Origin of the sequence: Streptomyces sp. SID4985 (assembly GCF_009863025.1) — a bacterium.
Taxonomy (GTDB): Bacteria; Actinomycetota; Actinomycetes; order Streptomycetales; family Streptomycetaceae; genus Streptomyces.
In genome coordinates, this window is the sequence record NZ_WWIR01000493.1 from 1 (window position 1) to 15,953 (window position 15,953).

General features: G+C 72.5%; 13 protein-coding genes. 12 read left to right on the forward strand and 1 reads right to left on the reverse strand.

Annotation, left to right across the window (positions count from 1 at the left end; translation table 11 throughout):
- The 3 genes from GTW40_RS21710 to GTW40_RS21720 all read left to right on the forward strand — a co-directional run.
- Positions 1-681 (forward strand): (Fe-S)-binding protein (locus GTW40_RS21710; RefSeq protein ID WP_161181864.1); only part of this gene is annotated, 681 nt, incomplete at its 5' end.
- A gap of 157 nt (positions 682-838) precedes the next feature.
- Positions 839-1,960: a peptidoglycan bridge formation glycyltransferase FemA/FemB family protein gene (locus GTW40_RS21715; protein ID WP_161181865.1), complete on the forward strand. Its 1,122-nt coding sequence runs from the start codon at positions 839-841 to the stop codon at positions 1,958-1,960.
- A 155-nt stretch (positions 1,961-2,115) separates the two neighbouring features.
- Complete coding sequence (locus GTW40_RS21720; protein ID WP_161181866.1) at positions 2,116-3,057, forward strand: EamA family transporter; 942 nt, start codon at positions 2,116-2,118, stop codon at positions 3,055-3,057.
- A gap of 32 nt (positions 3,058-3,089) precedes the next feature.
- Here GTW40_RS21720 and GTW40_RS21725 read toward each other — a convergent pair whose 3' ends face one another.
- Positions 3,090-4,091, reverse strand: a complete 1,002-nt coding sequence (locus GTW40_RS21725) for a phosphotransferase (RefSeq protein WP_161181867.1) — start codon at positions 4,089-4,091, stop codon at positions 3,090-3,092.
- Positions 4,092-4,188: 97 nt separating this feature from the next.
- Between GTW40_RS21725 and GTW40_RS21730 the strand changes: the two genes are divergently transcribed.
- The 9 genes from GTW40_RS21730 (at position 4,189) to GTW40_RS21770 (ending at position 15,898) form a co-directional block, all read left to right on the forward strand.
- Entirely contained in the window at positions 4,189-4,983 is a 795-nt protein-coding gene (locus tag GTW40_RS21730; protein ID WP_161181868.1) for a TIGR03084 family metal-binding protein, read from the forward strand.
- Between the two features lie 59 nt (positions 4,984-5,042).
- The gene (locus GTW40_RS21735) at positions 5,043-6,743 is read left to right on the forward strand and encodes an acyclic terpene utilization AtuA family protein (RefSeq protein ID WP_161181875.1); all 1,701 of its coding nucleotides are present in this window, start codon (positions 5,043-5,045) and stop codon (positions 6,741-6,743) included.
- Positions 6,744-6,804: 61 nt separating this feature from the next.
- Positions 6,805-8,403 carry a carboxyl transferase domain-containing protein gene (locus tag GTW40_RS21740; RefSeq protein WP_161181869.1) on the forward strand — a complete coding sequence of 533 codons (1,599 nt, stop codon included), beginning with the start codon at positions 6,805-6,807 and terminating at the stop codon, positions 8,401-8,403.
- Between the two features lie 5 nt (positions 8,404-8,408).
- The gene (locus GTW40_RS21745) at positions 8,409-10,253 is read left to right on the forward strand and encodes a biotin carboxylase N-terminal domain-containing protein (protein ID WP_161181870.1); all 1,845 of its coding nucleotides are present in this window, start codon (positions 8,409-8,411) and stop codon (positions 10,251-10,253) included.
- Between the two features lie 54 nt (positions 10,254-10,307).
- Positions 10,308-11,498, forward strand: coding sequence for an acyl-CoA dehydrogenase family protein (locus GTW40_RS21750; protein WP_161181871.1), 1,191 nt, complete (start codon positions 10,308-10,310; stop codon positions 11,496-11,498).
- A gap of 22 nt (positions 11,499-11,520) precedes the next feature.
- Positions 11,521-13,089 (forward strand): 4-coumarate--CoA ligase family protein, encoded by a 1,569-nt coding sequence (locus GTW40_RS21755; protein WP_161181876.1) that lies wholly within the window; start codon positions 11,521-11,523, stop codon positions 13,087-13,089.
- Entirely contained in the window at positions 13,086-13,820 is a 735-nt protein-coding gene (locus tag GTW40_RS21760; protein WP_161181872.1) for an enoyl-CoA hydratase family protein, read from the forward strand. Before GTW40_RS21755 ends, GTW40_RS21760 begins: the two co-directional genes overlap by 4 nt.
- Positions 13,808-14,416 carry a TetR/AcrR family transcriptional regulator gene (locus GTW40_RS21765; RefSeq protein ID WP_161181873.1) on the forward strand — a complete coding sequence of 203 codons (609 nt, stop codon included), beginning with the start codon at positions 13,808-13,810 and terminating at the stop codon, positions 14,414-14,416. The genes GTW40_RS21760 and GTW40_RS21765 overlap by 13 nt, the downstream gene beginning before the upstream one ends.
- Positions 14,417-14,869: 453 nt before the next feature.
- Positions 14,870-15,898 (forward strand): isopenicillin N synthase family oxygenase, encoded by a 1,029-nt coding sequence (locus GTW40_RS21770; RefSeq protein WP_161181874.1) that lies wholly within the window; start codon positions 14,870-14,872, stop codon positions 15,896-15,898.
- The last annotated feature ends 55 nt before the right edge of the window (positions 15,899-15,953 follow it).

Consider the following 15,953-nt stretch of genomic DNA (forward strand, 5'->3'; position numbering starts at 1 on the left):
CGGCTGCGCGGGCGCCCGGTCGGGGACGGCCACTCCCGGGCGGCGCCCGCGCTGCTTCGGGCCCGCCGGGACCGGGTCTGCTGCGGCCTCACCTATGTCTCCACCGGCCGCCTCGACACGGCCCGCGCGGTGCTGCGCCGCACCCTGGACCTGATGGAACCGGTGCTGGAGGCGGGCGCGCCGGTCGTCGTCCTGGAACCGAGCTGTGCGGCGGCGCTCCGCTCCGACCTGCCCGAGCTGCTGCCCGAGGACCCGCGCGCGGCCCGGCTGGCCGCCTCCGTCCTCACCTTCGCGGAGGCGCTGGAGCGGCACGCGCCCCTGTGGACGCCGCCCGCCGTCGACCGTCCGGTGACCGGCCAGACCCACTGCCACCAGCACGCGGTGCTCGGCGACGGCGCCGACCGCAGACTCCGCGAGGCGGCGGGCCTGACCGGCGACCTCAGCGGCGGCTGCTGCGGGCTCGCGGGCAACTTCGGCTTCGAGAAAGGACACTTCGAGGTCTCCCGCGCCTGCGCCGAGGACCAGCTCCTGCCCTCGGTCCGGAAGGCGCCCCCGGACGCCGTGATCCTGGCCGACGGCTACTCCTGCCGCACCCAACTGGCCCAACTGTCCGGCATACGCGGCCGCCACCTCGCAGAGGTGCTCGCGGACGCGCTGGACCGGGCGGAAGGGGGGCCTTGAGCGGGAGGAACGGCCGGACGGCGGCCTCGTGCCTCCTTGCGGCACCGCGCTCCGGGGCGGGCGGGACCGAGCTGCGGGGCGGCCTGTGCCAGGGCCGGGGGCGGCCCCCGCTCGTAGGGTGAGCGCACAGCGACCGTGCCGTGAAGGAGTCCCGCGCATGACTCTCACCCTGCGTCCCGTCACCCGGGCCGAGCACCTGTCCTTCGTCGCGTCCCTCCCCTCCGTCAGCCACATGCAGCTGCCGTCGTGGGGGGACGTGAAGCCGGACTGGTCGGCGGAGAGCCTCGGCTGGTTCGAGGAGGACGGGCGGCTGGTCGGGGTGGGCCTGGTGCTGCTGCGGCCGCTGCCCAAGGTCAGGCGGTATCTGGCCTACCTCCCCGAGGGCCCGGTCATCGACTGGCACGCCCCCGACCTGGAGCGCTGGCTCGCCCCGCTGCTGACGTACCTGAAGTCGCGCGGCGCCTTCTCGGTGAAGATGGGCCCGCCGGTGGTCGCCCGGCGCTGGAGTCCCGAGGCGGTCAAGGCCGCGATCGTGGACCCGGACGCGCACCGGCTGGGCGACGCCGAGCCCACCTCGGAGGACCCGCGCGCCCACGAACTGGCCGACCGGCTGCGCCGCATGGGCTGGCGGCAGGCCGAGCCGGGCGCCGAGGAGGGCTTCGCGGCGGGCCAGCCCCGGTACGTGTGCCAGGTGCCGTTCGCCGGGCGCTCCTTCGACGACATCCACGGCGGGCTCAACCAGCAGTGGCGGCGCAACATCAAGAAGGCCGAGAAGGCGGGCGTCAAGGTCGTGCGCGGCGGCCACGAGGACCTGCCGGCCTTCTACGAGCTGTACACCGAGACCGCCGAGCGCGACCGGTTCGTCCCGCGCCCGCTGCCGTACTTCCGGCGCATGTGGACCGCGCTCACCGCCGAGGACCCCGACCGGATGCGCCTGTACCTCGCGCACCACGACGGGGAGGTGCTGGCGGCGGCGACGATGCTGACCGTCGGCGGGCACGTCTGGTACTCCTACGGCGCCTCCACCGCCCGCAGGCGCGAGGTCCAGCCCAGCAACGCCATGCAGTGGCGCATGATGACCGACGCCCATGAACTCGGCGCGCACGTCTACGACTTCCGGGGCATCACCGACACCCTGGAGGAGTCCGACCACCTGCTCGGCCTGCTGCGCTTCAAGGTGGGGGCGGGCGGCGAGGCGGTGGAGTACGTGGGGGAGTGGGACTTCCCGCTGAACCGGCTGCTGCACAAGGCGCTGGAGACGTATCTGCGCCGCCGCTGAAACTCCTGGTCGGAGGGGTCGTTTCTCAGCATCCGGGACGGTCGGTCGTACAGCCGCAAAAACGCTTCACACACCTGACGGTGGTCCATTACCGTGGACCGGGCAGTACACCGAGATGCACATGATCCGTTCCGAGCCCGACCTCAGGACCGCCCGTGACTCCCGTCAGCACCTCCAGCACGACCACCCCGGCCACCGGTGAGCGGCAGTCGCCGCCGGGCGGGGGCAGGCTCGGCTCGCTCGGGCCGGTCGGCCTGGTGCTGGCCGGCGGAGTGTCGGTCCAGTTCGGCGGCGCGCTCGCGGTGACGCTGATGCCCCGCACGGGCGCGCTCGGCGTGGTCACCCTTCGGCTGCTCGCGGCGGCCGTGGTGCTGCTCGTGTTCTGCCGCCCCCGGCTGCGCGGACACTCCCGCGCCGACTGGATCACGGTGATCGTCTTCGGCATCACCATGGGCGGGATGAACGGGCTGTTCTACCAGGCGGTCGCCCGTATCCCGCTCGGCCCCGCCGTCACCCTCGAGGTCCTGGGCCCGCTGGCCCTCTCCGTCATCGCCTCCCGCCGCGCGATCAACATGCTGTGGGCCGGTCTCGCCCTCGGAGGTGTCTTCCTGCTGGGCGGGGGAGGCTTCGACACGCTCGACCCCATCGGTGTGGCCTTCGCTCTGGGGGCGGGCGCCATGTGGGCTGCCTACATTGTTTTCAGTGCCCGTACGGGCCGCCGCTTTCCACAGGCCGACGGGCTGGCCCTCGCCATGGCGGTGGCCGCGCTGCTCTTCCTGCCGCTGGGCATCGCCGGGGCGGGCACCCGGCTGCTGAACCCGACCACCATCGCGCTCGGTTCGGCGGTCGCCCTGCTCTCCTCGGTGCTGCCCTACACCCTCGAACTCCTCGCCCTGCGCCGTCTGCCCGCCCCCACCTTCGCCATCCTCATGAGCCTCGAACCGGCCCTCGCGGCCACGGCGGGCTTCCTCGTCCTCCATCAGACCCTGTCCGCCATGCAGGCGGCGGCCATCGCCCTGGTGATCGCGGCGAGCATCGGCGCGGTCCGCACCCAGACCCGCCGCGCCTCGGTCCCGACGCGCGCACCGGAAGCCTGAGCGGACGCGCCCGACCGCGGCCCGTTCGCGGGTCACTCCAGCGTGGCCAGGGCCGCCCGTGCGTTGTGGGCCGCGATGCCGAGCATGGCCTCGCGGTCGGGGAAGTCGCCGTCGAGCAGCCGCAGCGGGCCCGCTACCAGGGAGAGGTGCTGGGCCAGGGCGTAGAGCGCGAGCCGGTCGGGGTCGAGGTCGGGGCGGGCGAGGTGGGTGTAGTGCTCGCCGAAGCGGAGGCGCAGGAAGGTGTGTTCCCACTCCACGTCGAAGTGGAGCAGGCCCTCGATGTCGATGAGGACGGGGTGACCGTCGGCGTCGAGGAGGACGTGGTCGGGGCCCAGTTCGCCGTGGACGAGGCCGTACGCGGTGCGAGGGTGCACGTGGGAGCGCAGGTCGTGGAGTCGGGCCGCGAGGCGGTCGTGTGCCGGGTGGATCGTGGCGTCGCGGGCGGCGGCCTCGGTGAGGTCGCGCAGGGCGCGGTCGAGGACGAGCTGTTCGGCGGGGGCCGCGCTGAAGGGATATGGGTGGCCCACACTGCCGTAGTGCGGAGCCTGGGCGTGTCGCATGTGGTCGAGGGCGCGGGCGAGTTCGGCCAGGGGCGTGGCGGCGCGGGTGGGGTCGTGGAGCAGCAGGGACTCCAGGGTGCCGCCGGGGAGGTCCTCGACCACGGCCAGGTCGGCGGTGCGGGTGCCGGTGGCGGTATTGGTGCCGGTCGCATCGAGTTCGGTCGCGTACAGCAGGTCCGGGGTGCGGACCCCCGCCTCCCGGAGTGCGTGGTGTGCGGCCAGGTAGGGGGTGAGGCCGGTGGTGGGGGTGAGGGGGTCCGTCGGCGGTTCGTCGTCGGCGTCCGGCCAGAAGTTCTCCTCCGGCGCCCATCGGTACACGATCACGGCGGCGGGTCCGGCCCCGTCGAGCCGTACTCGGTAGACCCCCTTCTTGCTGCCCCCGCGCAGTCGCTCGACGCCCACGATCTCGGCGCGGGTGCCCAGCGCTTCACGCAGCAGTTCCGGGAGGTTGACAGTCGTCGTCAGTTCGCGCATCGGGTGAAGGTACCGGGACGGCGGGGCGCTCCGGTGGCGAATATTTTTCATGCAAGCACGCTTGATTGTTTCTGGGGTCGCTGCCATGCTCCCCTGCATGGCCGATCCGACGCCCGTCATCGACGACTTGCGTGCCGAGAGTGATGAACTCGATCTGCTGGTAGGGGAGTTGAGCGCGGGGCAGTGGGCGTCGCCCACTCCGGCGCCCGGCTGGACCGTGGCCCATCAGATCGCGCATCTTGCCTGGACCGACCGGTCCGCGCTGACCGCGGTCACCGACCCCGACGGTTTCCGGGTGCTCGTGGAGAAGGCGTTCGCCGCGCCCGGGTCCTTCGTGGACGAGGGGGCGGAGGAGGGGGCCCGGCTCGCGCCCGCCGAGTTGTTGGCGGGGTGGCGCGCGGACCGGGCCGCGCTGGAGCGGGCGCTGCGGGACGCGCCGAGCGGGGCGCGGTTCCCCTGGTATGGGCCGCACATGTCCGCCGCCTCCATGGCGACAGCCCGACTCATGGAGACCTGGGCCCATGGGCTGGATGTCGCCGCCGCCCTGGGTGTGGTGCGGACACCTACGGACCGGCTCCGGCATGTGGTGCGGATCGGGGTGCGTACGCGGGACTTCGCCCACGGGGTGCACGGACTGACGCCGCCTGGCGAGGAGTTCCGGGTGGAACTCGTCGGCCCCTCCGGTGAGGTGTGGTCCTACGGCCCGCCCGACGCCCCGCAGCGCGTCACCGGTCCCGCCCTCGACTTCTGCCTCCTGGTCACGCAACGCGCCCACCGCGCCGACCTGGCCCTGGTCGCCGTCGGGCCGGACGCCGACCGGTGGCTGGACATCGCCCAGGCGTTCGCGGGTCCGCCCGGACAGGGGCGCGCGCCCGGGGAGGCGGGCCGGTGACGCCGGCCGAGAGGGCGACCGCCGAGGGAGTGCCCGCCGAGACGAAGCCCGTCGAGGGAGTGCCCGCTGAGGCGACGCCCGTCGCGCCCCTCCGCATCGGCAACTTCTCCGGCTTCTACGGCGACCGCGCCGACGCCCTGCGCGAGATGCTCACCGGCGGCGAAGTGGACGTCCTCACCGGCGACTACCTCGCCGAACTCACCATGCTCATCCTCGCCCGCGACCGGCTGAAGGACCCGTCCGCCGGGTACGCCCGCACGTTTCCGCGCCAGTTGGAGGACTGCCTCGGGCTCGCGCACGAGCGCGGGGTGCGGATCGTCACCAACGCGGGTGGGCTCAACCCGGCGGGGCTCGCGGACGCGGTAAGGGAGTTGGCGGAACGGCTCGGGATACGTGTGCGTGTCGCACATGTGGAGGGGGACGACCTCACCGCCGCTCACCCTGGTGTGCTCGCCGCCCATGCCTACCTCGGCGGCTTCGGCATCGCGGAGTGTCTGCGCGCGGGGGCCGACATCGTGATCACCGGGCGTGTGACGGACGCGGCCCTCGTCACCGGGGCCGCCGCCGCGCACTTCGGGTGGGGGCCGGGGGAGTACGACCGGCTCGCGGGGGCCGTGGTCGCCGGACATGTGCTGGAGTGCGGGACGCAGGCCACGGGCGGGAACTACGCGTTCTTCGGGGACGGTGACGTACGCCGTCCCGGCTTTCCGCTGGCCGAGATCCACGCCGACGGCAGCAGCGTCATCACCAAACACCCCGGCACCGGCGGCTTCGTGGACACCGGGACGGTCACCGCGCAGTTGCTGTACGAGACGGGGGGCGCGCGGTACGCGGGGCCCGATGTCACCGCCCGGCTGGACACGGTACGGCTCCGCCAGGACGGGCCCGACCGGGTGCGGATCACCGGGGTCAGGGGAGAAGCGCCCCCGCCCACGCTCAAGGTCGGGCTCAACCGGCTCGGCGGGTTCCGCAACGAGGTCGCCTTCGTCCTGACCGGGCTCGACATCGAGGCCAAGGCGGCGCTGGTGCGCGAGCAGATGAGTGACGCGCTGGCCAAGTCGCCTCCGGCGGAGATCCGTTGGGAGCTGGTGCGCACCGACCGGCCCGACGCCGACACCGAGGAGACGGCGTCCGCTCTGCTACGGCTCGTCGTCCGGGACAGCGACCCGCAGGTCGTGGGGCGCGCGCTGAGCGGGGCCGCGATCGAGCTGGCCCTCGCCAGTTACCCCGGCTTCCATGTGCTGGCACCACCCGGAAAGGGCGATCCCTATGGGGTCTTCGAGGGTGTGTACGTGCCCCATGGTGCCGTCGACCATAGGGCAGTCCTCCACGACGGCCGCCATGTCCATATGGCGCCACCCCAGGAGACGCGTCCGCTCGACGACGTACCGGACCCGGCCCTTCCCGCACCCCTCCCACCAGGCGCCCCCACCCGTCGCGCGCCTCTCGGGCTGCTCGTCGGGGCCCGTAGCGGGGACAAGGGCGGGGACGCCAATGTCGGGGTGTGGGCCCGTTCCGAGGACGCCTGGCGCTGGCTCGCGCACGAGCTGACCGTCGAGCGGTTCCGCGAGCTGGTTCCCGAGGCCCGCGACCTGCCCGTCACCCGGCACGTACTGCCCCACCTGCGTGCCCTCAACTTCGTCGTCACCGGCATCCTCGGCACCGGAGTCGCCGCCCGCCACCGCTTCGATCCCCAGGCCAAGGCCCTCGGCGAGTGGCTGCGCTCCCGCCATGTGGACATCCCGGAGGTGTTGCTGTGAGGGCCGGGGCGAGCACCGGTCCCGCACACCCCACCACCCCCCATCCCCCGGAGGCCCGCCCATGACCGTCCTCCCCTCCTCCCTCGACCCCACCGCCCCCGACTTCCAGGCCAACCGCGAGGCCATGCTCGGCAAGCTGGCCGAGCTGGAGGGCGAACACGGGAAGGCGCTCGCGGGTGGTGGGGAGAAATATGTGGCCCGGCACCGTAAGCGCGGCAAGCTGCTCGCGCGGGAGCGGATCGAGTTGCTGGTCGATCCCGACACGCCGTTCCTGGAGCTGTCGCCGCTGGCCGGGTGGGGCAGTGAGTACACGGTCGGGGCGTCGCTCGTCACGGGGATCGGTGTGGTGGAGGGCGTGGAGTGCCTGATCACCGCCAATGACCCGACCGTGCGCGGCGGTGCGAGTAACCCGTGGAGTCTGAAGAAGGCGCTGCGTGCGAACGAGATCGCCCGCGTCAACCGGCTGCCCTGCATCAGCCTCGTCGAGTCCGGGGGTGCCGATCTGCCCTCGCAGAAGGAGATCTTCATCCCCGGTGGGGCGATCTTCCGGGACCTGACCCGGCTGTCGGCGGCCGGTATCCCGACCGTCGCCGTCGTGTTCGGCAACTCCACGGCGGGCGGCGCGTACATCCCCGGGATGTCGGACCACGTGATCATGGTCAAGGAGCGGGCGAAGGTGTTCCTCGGCGGGCCGCCGCTGGTGAAGATGGCGACCGGTGAGGAGAGCGACGACGAGTCGCTGGGCGGGGCCGAGATGCACGCCCGTACCTCCGGCCTCGCCGACCACTTCGCGGTGGACGAGCGGGACGCGATCCGGCAGGCCCGCCGGGTGGTCGCGCGGCTCAACCACCGCAAGGCGTACGGCGATCCGGGCCCCGCCGAGCCGCCGAAGTACGACCCCGAGGAGCTGCTCGGGATCGTCCCCGGCGATCTGCGCACCCCCTTCGACCCGCGCGAGGTGATCGCCCGCATCACCGACGCGTCCGACTTCGACGAGTTCAAGCCGCTGTACGGCACGAGCCTCGTCACCGGCTGGGCCGAGCTGCACGGCTACCCGGTCGGCATCCTGGCCAACGTGCGCGGGGTGCTGTTCAGCGAGGAGTCGCAGAAGGCCGCCCAGTTCATCCAGCTCGCCAACCAGCGCGACGTCCCGCTCCTGTTCCTGCACAACACCACCGGCTACATGGTGGGCAAGGAGTACGAACAGGGCGGGATCATCAAGCACGGCGCCATGATGATCAACGCGGTGTCCAACTCGAAGGTGCCCCACCTCTCCGTCCTCATGGGCGCGTCCTACGGCGCCGGGCACTACGGCATGTGCGGCCGCGCCTACGACCCCCGCTTCCTCTTCGCCTGGCCCGGCGCCAAGTCCGCCGTCATGGGCCCGCAGCAGCTCGCCGGGGTGCTGTCGATCGTGGCCCGGCAGTCGGCGGCGGCCAAGGGGCAGCCCTACGACGAGGAGGCGGACGCCGCGCTGCGCACCATGGTGGAGCAGCAGATCGAGTCCGAGTCGCTGCCCATGTTCCTGTCCGGACGCCTCTACGACGACGGCGTCATAGATCCCCGCGACACCCGAACCGTCCTCGGCATATGTCTGTCCGCCATACACACCGCCCCCTATCAGGGCGCCCGTGGCGGCTTCGGCGTCTTCCGGATGTGAGGCCCATGATTTCCACCCTGCTCGTGGCCAACCGGGGCGAGATCGCCTGCCGGATCTTCCGCACCTGCGCCGCCCTGGGCATCCGCACCGTCGCCCTGCATTCCGACGCGGACGAGGGTGCGCTGCACACATGTGTGGCGGACACAGCGGTACGGCTCCCGGGCGCGGCCCCCGCCGAGACGTATCTGCGCGGCGACCTCATCGTGAAAGCCGCCCTCGCGGCGGGCGCGGACGCCGTGCACCCCGGCTACGGCTTCCTCTCCGAGAACGCCGACTTCGCCCGCGCCGTCCTGGACGCCGGACTGGTCTGGATCGGGCCGCCGCCCGAGGCGATCGAGGCGATGGCGTCCAAGACCCGCGCCAAGGAGCTGATGGGCGTCGCCCCGCTCGACGCGGCCGCCGTCACCCAGGCAGACCTCCCCGTGCTGGTCAAGGCCGCGGCGGGCGGCGGCGGACGCGGGATGCGCGTCGTACGCCACCTCGACGAGCTGCCCGGCGCGCTGGAGGCCGCCCGCGCCGAGGCCGCGAGCGCTTTCGGGGACGGGGAGGTGTTCGTCGAGCCGTACATCGAGCGCGGCCGCCATGTCGAGGTGCAGATCCTCGCCGACACCCACGGCACCGTCTGGACCCTCGGCACCCGCGACTGCTCCCTCCAGCGCCGCCACCAGAAGGTCGTCGAGGAGGCCCCGGCGCCGGGCCTGCCGGCCGCGCTCACCGAGAAGCTGTACGCGATGGCCGTACGGGCCGCCCGTGCCGTGTCCTACGAGGGCGCGGGCACCGTCGAGTTCCTGGTGGCCGACGGCCGCGCGCACTTCCTGGAGATGAACACCCGGCTTCAGGTCGAACACCCCGTCACCGAGGCGGTGTTCGGGCTCGATCTGGTCGCCGAGCAGATCCGGATCGCCGAGGGCCACGCCCTGCCCCTCGACCCGCCGCCCGCGCGCGGCCACGCCGTCGAGGCCCGCCTCTACGCCGAGGACCCGGCCCGCGGCTTCGCCCCGCAGACCGGCACCCTGCACCGGCTCGCCGTACCGGGCGTGCGCCTGGACGCCGGGTACGGCGACGGCGACACGGTCGGCGTGCACTACGACCCGATGCTCGCCAAGGCCGTCGCCCACGCGCCGACCCGCGCCGAGGCCGTCCGCGCCCTCGCCGGTGCTCTGGAACGGGCCGCCGTCCATGGCCCGGTCACCAACCGCGACCTGCTCGTCCGCTCGCTGCGGCAACCGGAGTTCACCACCGCCCGCATGGACACCGGCTTCTACGACCGCCACCTCACCAACCTCACCGAGCCCGCCCCCGACCCGTACGCCCCCCTGGCCGCCGCCCTCGCGGACGCCTCGGGCCGCTCCCGGTTCGGCGGCTGGCGCAATGTGCAGTCGGCTCCGCAGGTGAAGCGGTACGAGGTGGCGGGCGAGGAGGTTGAGGCGGCCTACCGGCACACCCGGACGGGCCTCGCGGCGGACGGCGTACGGGTGGTGCGCGCAGAACCCACCCTCGTCGTGCTCGAAATCGACGGCGTGGAGCGGAAGTTCGCCATCGCCCGCTACGGCGACCAGGTCTACGTCAACACCACCCCCCTCACCGCCCTGCCGCGCTTCCCCGCCCCCCGCCCCGACCACGCCCCCGGCTCCCTCCTCGCCCCGATGCCCGGCACGGTCGTCCGCGTAGCGGAGGGCCTGACCGAGGGCACCGAGGTCCAGGCCGGTCAGCCCCTGATCTGGCTGGAGGCGATGAAGATGCAACACCTGATCACGGCCCCGACGGACGGCACGTTGACATCGCTGCATGCCAAGCCCGGCCAGCAGGTGGAGCCGGGCATGCTGCTGGCAGTGGTGCGAGATGCCTAGGGGCGCGGGGAACTGCGCGACCAGCCACGAACAAGCCGCACCCGGAGGAAAAGAATGACCCCCCTCATCGAACCCGAAGAGCACAAGTCACTCCGAACCGCCGTCTCCACCCTGGGCAAGCGCTACGGCCGCGACTACATAACGCGCGCCATAACCGAGGGACGACACCCCACGGAACTCTGGCTGGAGGCAGGCAAACTCGGCTACCTCGGCGTCAACCTCCCCGAGGAATACGGAGGCGGAGGCGGCGGCATAGTCGAACTCTCCATCGTCCTGGAGGAATTGGGAACCGCGGGCGCCCCCCTCCTCATGCTCATCGTCTCCCCGGCCATCTGCGGAACAGTGATCGCCCGCTTCGGCACGGAGGACCAGAAGCGCACCTGGCTCCCCGGAATCGCCGACGGCACCCGCACCATGGCCTTCGGCATCACCGAGCCCGACGCGGGCTCCAACTCCCACCGCATCACCACCACCGCCCGCCGTGACGGCAACGACTGGCTCCTCACCGGCCGCAAGGTCTTCGTCTCCGGTGTCGACCAGGCGGACGCCACCCTGATCGTCGGCCGCACCGAGGACGCCCGCACGGGCAGGCTCAAGCCCTGCCTCTTCATCGTCCCGCGCGACGCGGACGGCTTCACGCGCAACCGGATCGACATGGAGGTCAACGCCGCCGAGAAGCAGTTCGAGCTGGTCCTGGACGACGTACGGCTGCCCGCAGAGGCACTCGTGGGTGGGGGTACCTCCCACGCTTTCGGCAGTGGGGGAGAGGACGCCGGGCTGCTCCAGCTCTTCGCCGGGCTGAACCCCGAGCGGATCATGACGGCCGCGTTCGCGATCGGCATGGGGCGTTACGCCCTCGGGCGGGCCGTGGAGTACGCCCGTGAGCGCACCGTGTGGAACGTTCCCATCGGCGCCCACCAGGCCATCGCGCACCCCCTCGCCCAGGCCCACATCGACCTGGAACTGGCCAAGTTGATGATGCGGAAGGCCGCCCTGCTCTACGACGCCGGGGACGACATCGGCGCGGGCGAGGCCGCCAACATGGCCAAGTACGCGGCCGGGGAAGCCTGTGTGAAGGCGGTCGACCAGGCCGTGCACACCCTCGGCGGCAACGGCCTCACCCGCGAGTTCGGACTCGCCTCGCTGATCACGGGGTCCCGGGTGGCCCGTATCGCCCCGGTGAGCCGGGAGATGATCCTCAACTACATCTCCCACCAGACCCTCGGTCTCCCCAAGTCCTACTAGGCACATGCCAGTTGGAGGAACCGTGTTCCACAGCGCGTACGACGACGTACCGCCCGTAGAACTCCCCGTCCACGACGCGGTGCTGGGCGGTGCCGCCGCCTTCGGGGAGCGGCCCGCGCTCATCGACGGCACCGACGGCACGACCCTGACCTACGAGCAACTGGACCGGTTCCACCGCAGGTTGGCGGCCGCGTTCGCGGAGGCGGGGGTGTGCAAGGGGGACGTGCTGGCCCTGCACAGCCCCAACACCCTCGCGTTCCCGCTGGCGTTCTACGCGGCCACCCGGGCGGGTGCCACCGTCACCACCGCCCATCCGCTCGCCACACCGGAGGAGTTCGCGCGGCAGCTGGAGGACAGCGGGGCCCGCTGGATCGTCACCGTCTCCCTGCTGCTCCCGGCCGCGCGCCGGGCCGCCGAACTCGCGGGCGGGATACGGGAGATCATCGTGTGCGACAGCGCGCCCGGACACCGCTCCCTGGTCGACATGCTGGCGAGCGACGGGCCCGAGCCGGAGATCGCGCTCGACCCGGCCGAGGACGTCGCCGTACTGCCGTACTCCTCCGGGACCACCGGCGTGCCCAAGGGCGTGATGCTCACCCATCGGCAGATCGTCACCAACCTCGCCCAACTGGAGCCCGCCGTACGGTCGGAGCCGGGGGACCGCATCCTCGCCGTCCTCCCGCTCTTCCACATCTACGGCCTCACCGCCCTGATGAACGCGCCCCTGCGGCAGGGCGCCACCGTCGTCGTGCTGCCCCGCTTCGAGCTGGACACCTTCCTCGCGGCCATCGAGACCCACCGCATCACCGGCCTCTACGTCGCCCCGCCGATCGTCCTCGCCCTCGCCAAGCACCCCTCGGTCGAGCGCTACGACCTCTCCTCGCTGAAGTACGTGATCAGCGCCGCCGCCCCGCTGGACGCCTCCCTCGCCGCGGCCTGCGCCGAACGGCTCGGGCTGCCGCCGCTCGGGCAGGCGTACGGGATGACCGAGCTGTCGCCCGGCACCCATGTCGTCCCGCTCGACCTGCTGCGGGAGGCGCCGCCCGGTACGGCGGGCAGGCTGATCGCGGGTACCGAGATGCGGATCGTCTCCCTGGACGACCCCGGCAAGGACCTCGGCACCGGGGAGGCGGGCGAGATCCTGATCCGGGGCCCGCAGGTGATGAAGGGCTACCTCAACCGGCCCGACGCCACCGCCGAGACGATCGACCGCGACGGCTGGCTGCACACCGGCGATGTGGGCCAAGTCGACGCGGACGGCTGGCTGTTCGTGGTGGACCGGGTGAAGGAACTCATCAAGTACAAGGGCTTCCAGGTGGCCCCCGCCGAACTGGAGGCGCTGCTGCTCACCCACCCGGCCATCGCGGACGCGGCGGTCGTCGGTGCCCTGAACGACGAGGGCAACGAGATTCCGCACGCCTTCGTCGTCCGCCGCCCGACCGCGCCCGAACTCGGCGAGAACGAGGTGATGTCGTACGTCGCCGAGCGCGTCGCTCCGTACAAGCGGGTCCGGCGGGTGACCTTCACCGACTCCGTGCCGCGTGCGGCCTCCGGGAAGATCCTGCGCCGCGAACTCCGGGAGCGCGCATGACACGTGTCGGACGGTCCCGCGAACGGGCCGTGGAGACCCTGAGCCTGGACTCCCCGGACACCCGCAACGCCCTCTCCGCACCCCTCGTCGCCGCGCTCGCCGACGCCCTGGCCGACTGCGCGAAGGACCCCGGCGTCCGGGCGGTCGTCCTCACCCACACCGGGGGCACGTTCTGCGCGGGCGCCGACCTGCGCGACCCGCCTCAACCAGACGCGCTGGTAGGGCTGTTGCGGCAGATCGTGGAGCTGCCGAAGCCCGTGGTGGCCCGGGTCACCGGGCACGTCCGCGCGGGCGGGCTCGGACTGCTCGCCGCCTGTGACATCGGCGCCGCCTCGCGCGAGGCCACCTTCGCCTTCACCGAGGTGCGGATCGGGGTCGCCCCGGCGGTGATCTCCCTGCCGGTGCTGCCCCGCGCCGACCCGCGCGCGGCCGCCCGCTACTACCTCACCGGGGAACGCTTCGACCCCGCCGAGGCCGTACGGCTCGGCCTGCTGACCGCCGCCGGGGACGACGTGGACGACGTGCTCGCGCCCGTCCTGGACGGCCTGCGCCGCTCCTCGCCCGAGGCCCTGGCCGCGACGAAACGGCTGCTCACGGCTAGGGTGCTGGAGACATTCGACCGGGACGCGGCGGACCTGACCGCCCTCTCGGCCCGGCTGTTCTCCGCCCCGGAGGCCCGGGAGGGGATGACGGCCTTCCTGGAAAGACGGGATGCGGCATGGGTGGTGTGAGTACGGCGGAACGCGACCGCGTACCCAAGCAGGACCGCAGCCGGGCCACCCGGCAGCGGCTCCTGGAGGCCGCCGTGGCCTGCCTCGCCGAGTACGGCTGGGCGGGCTCCACGGTCGCGGTCGTCGCCGAGCGCGCGGGCGTCTCCCGGGGCGCCGCGCAGCACCACTTCCCCACCCGCGAGGACCTGTTCACCGCCGCCGTCGAGTACGTCGCCGAGGAACGCTCGACCGCACTCCGCGAACTGTTCCCCGACGGCCCCGGGGACCGGCGGGCCGTCGTCTCCGCCCTGATCGGCCTCTTCACCGGCCCGCTCTTCCGGGCTGCCCTGCACCTGTGGGTGGCCGCCTCGAACGAGGAGCAACTGCGCGGCCGGGTAACCGAGTTGGAGGGGCGCGTCGGCCGCGAGTGCCACCGCATCGCCGTCGAACTCCTCGACGCCGACGAGTCCCGCCCCGGCGTCCGCGAGACCGTACAGGGCCTGCTCGACATGGCCCGGGGCCTGGGCCTCGCCACCCTCCTCACCGACGACACCGCGCGCCGCGAGCGGGTCGTGGCGCAGTGGGCCGTGCTGCTGGACGGGGCGCTGGGGGAGTAGGGCCCGGGGCTCGGGTACCCGCCGGGCCCGCGGTGGGATCGGGCGGTACGTCTACGGGGACTGGACCCCGGCCGAGGGGCGAGCGAGCCCTTCGACGGGGCTCTCGGGTTCGAGTTCTGGAACTGGCCGGAGCTCACGGACGAGTTCCGGGACCTGGTGGCCGACGCGCTCGGCGGACACCGCACGGCGCATCCATGGGGCAAGTTCTGAGGCGCGAGGGGTCGCCGGGGCAAGTGACGCGCGTCACATCCGTATTCCGGGCATCGCAGTACTCTTGGCCCATGCTTCCGATGCTCGTTCGCCGCCGCCACGTGGACTACGTGCGCGTCACGAGCATGGGCTGTCGGCGTTCCGCCTGATCCAGCCCCCTTTTCCTCGTCTCTTCCTTTCCGGCACCCGGGGGCCGCCCACCCCTCGCGGCTGCCCGTGCCCCGTAACCACGCGGACGCACCCATGACGAATCCCGCGACGAACCCGTCGTACGCCCAGCTCCCGATCATCGACCTGTCGGCCGCCGACCGCGGCCCCGAGGAGCGTGCCCTTCTCCACGACCGGCTGCACTCCGCCGCCCATGACGTGGGCTTCTTCCAGCTCGTCGGGCACGGGGTGACCCGGGAGGAGACCGACGCGCTGCTCACCGCGATGCGGGCCTTCTTCGCGCTGCCCGAGGCCGACCGGCTGGCCCTCGACAACGTCAACTCCCCGCATTTCAGGGGCTACACCCGCACCGGCGACGAACGCACCGGCGGCTCCCGCGACTGGCGCGACCAGCTCGACATCGGCGCCGAGCGCCCCGCCCGCGTCCCCGGCCCGGACGAGCCGCCGTACTGGTGGCTCCAGGGCCCCAACCAGTGGCCCACCGCCCTCCCCGAGCTGCGTACCGCCGCCCTCGCCTGGATCGACAGGCTCAGTGCGGTCGCCGAGCGCCTGCTGCACGAGCTGCTCACCGCCATCGGTGCCCCCGCCGACTTCTACGACCCCGCCTTCGGCGCCCACGCCCACCCGCACCTCAAGCTCGTCCGCTACCCCGGAAGCGCGGGCGACGGCACCGACCAGGGCGTCGGCGCCCACAAGGACTACGGCTTCCTCACCCTGCTCCTCCAGGACTCCGTCGGCGGCCTCCAGGTCCAGCGCGAGGACGGCCTCTTCCACGAAGTCCCGCCCCTGGACGGCGCGTTCGTGGTCAACCTCGGTGAACTCCTCGAAGTCGCCACCAACGGCTACCTCCTCGCCACCAACCACCGCGTGGTCAGCCCGCCCGGAGCCACGGAACGCTTCTCGATCCCGTTCTTCTACAACCCCCGCCTGGACGCGAGGATCGCCCCGCTGCCCTTCCCGCACGCGGACGCCGCACCCGGCGTGACGACGGACCCGACGAACCCGCTGTACGCGGAGTACGGCCTGAACGAGCTGAAGGGCAAGCTGAGGGCCCATCCCTTGGTGGCCGAGCGCCACCACGCGAGCCTGCTGACACCGGCCTAGAGGTTCTGCTTTTGTTTTTGCGCTTTTAGGGGCGCGGGGAACTGCGCGACCAGCC

What these genes read in the sequence shown, in the direction of transcription:
- GTW40_RS21715 (WP_161181865.1), top strand. Translation starts at nt 839, where the DNA reads ATGACTCTCACCCTGCGTCCCGTCACCCGGGCCGAGCACCTGTCCTTC.
- GTW40_RS21725 (WP_161181867.1), bottom strand. Translation starts at nt 4,091, where the DNA reads ATGCGCGAACTGACGACGACTGTCAACCTCCCGGAACTGCTGCGTGAA.
- GTW40_RS21730 (WP_161181868.1), top strand. Translation starts at nt 4,189, where the DNA reads ATGGCCGATCCGACGCCCGTCATCGACGACTTGCGTGCCGAGAGTGAT.
- GTW40_RS21740 (WP_161181869.1), top strand. Translation starts at nt 6,805, where the DNA reads ATGACCGTCCTCCCCTCCTCCCTCGACCCCACCGCCCCCGACTTCCAG.
- GTW40_RS21745 (WP_161181870.1), top strand. Translation starts at nt 8,409, where the DNA reads ATGATTTCCACCCTGCTCGTGGCCAACCGGGGCGAGATCGCCTGCCGG.
- GTW40_RS21750 (WP_161181871.1), top strand. Translation starts at nt 10,308, where the DNA reads ATGACCCCCCTCATCGAACCCGAAGAGCACAAGTCACTCCGAACCGCC.
- GTW40_RS21760 (WP_161181872.1), top strand. Translation starts at nt 13,086, where the DNA reads ATGACACGTGTCGGACGGTCCCGCGAACGGGCCGTGGAGACCCTGAGC.
- GTW40_RS21765 (WP_161181873.1), top strand. Translation starts at nt 13,808, where the DNA reads ATGGGTGGTGTGAGTACGGCGGAACGCGACCGCGTACCCAAGCAGGAC.
- GTW40_RS21770 (WP_161181874.1), top strand. Translation starts at nt 14,870, where the DNA reads ATGACGAATCCCGCGACGAACCCGTCGTACGCCCAGCTCCCGATCATC.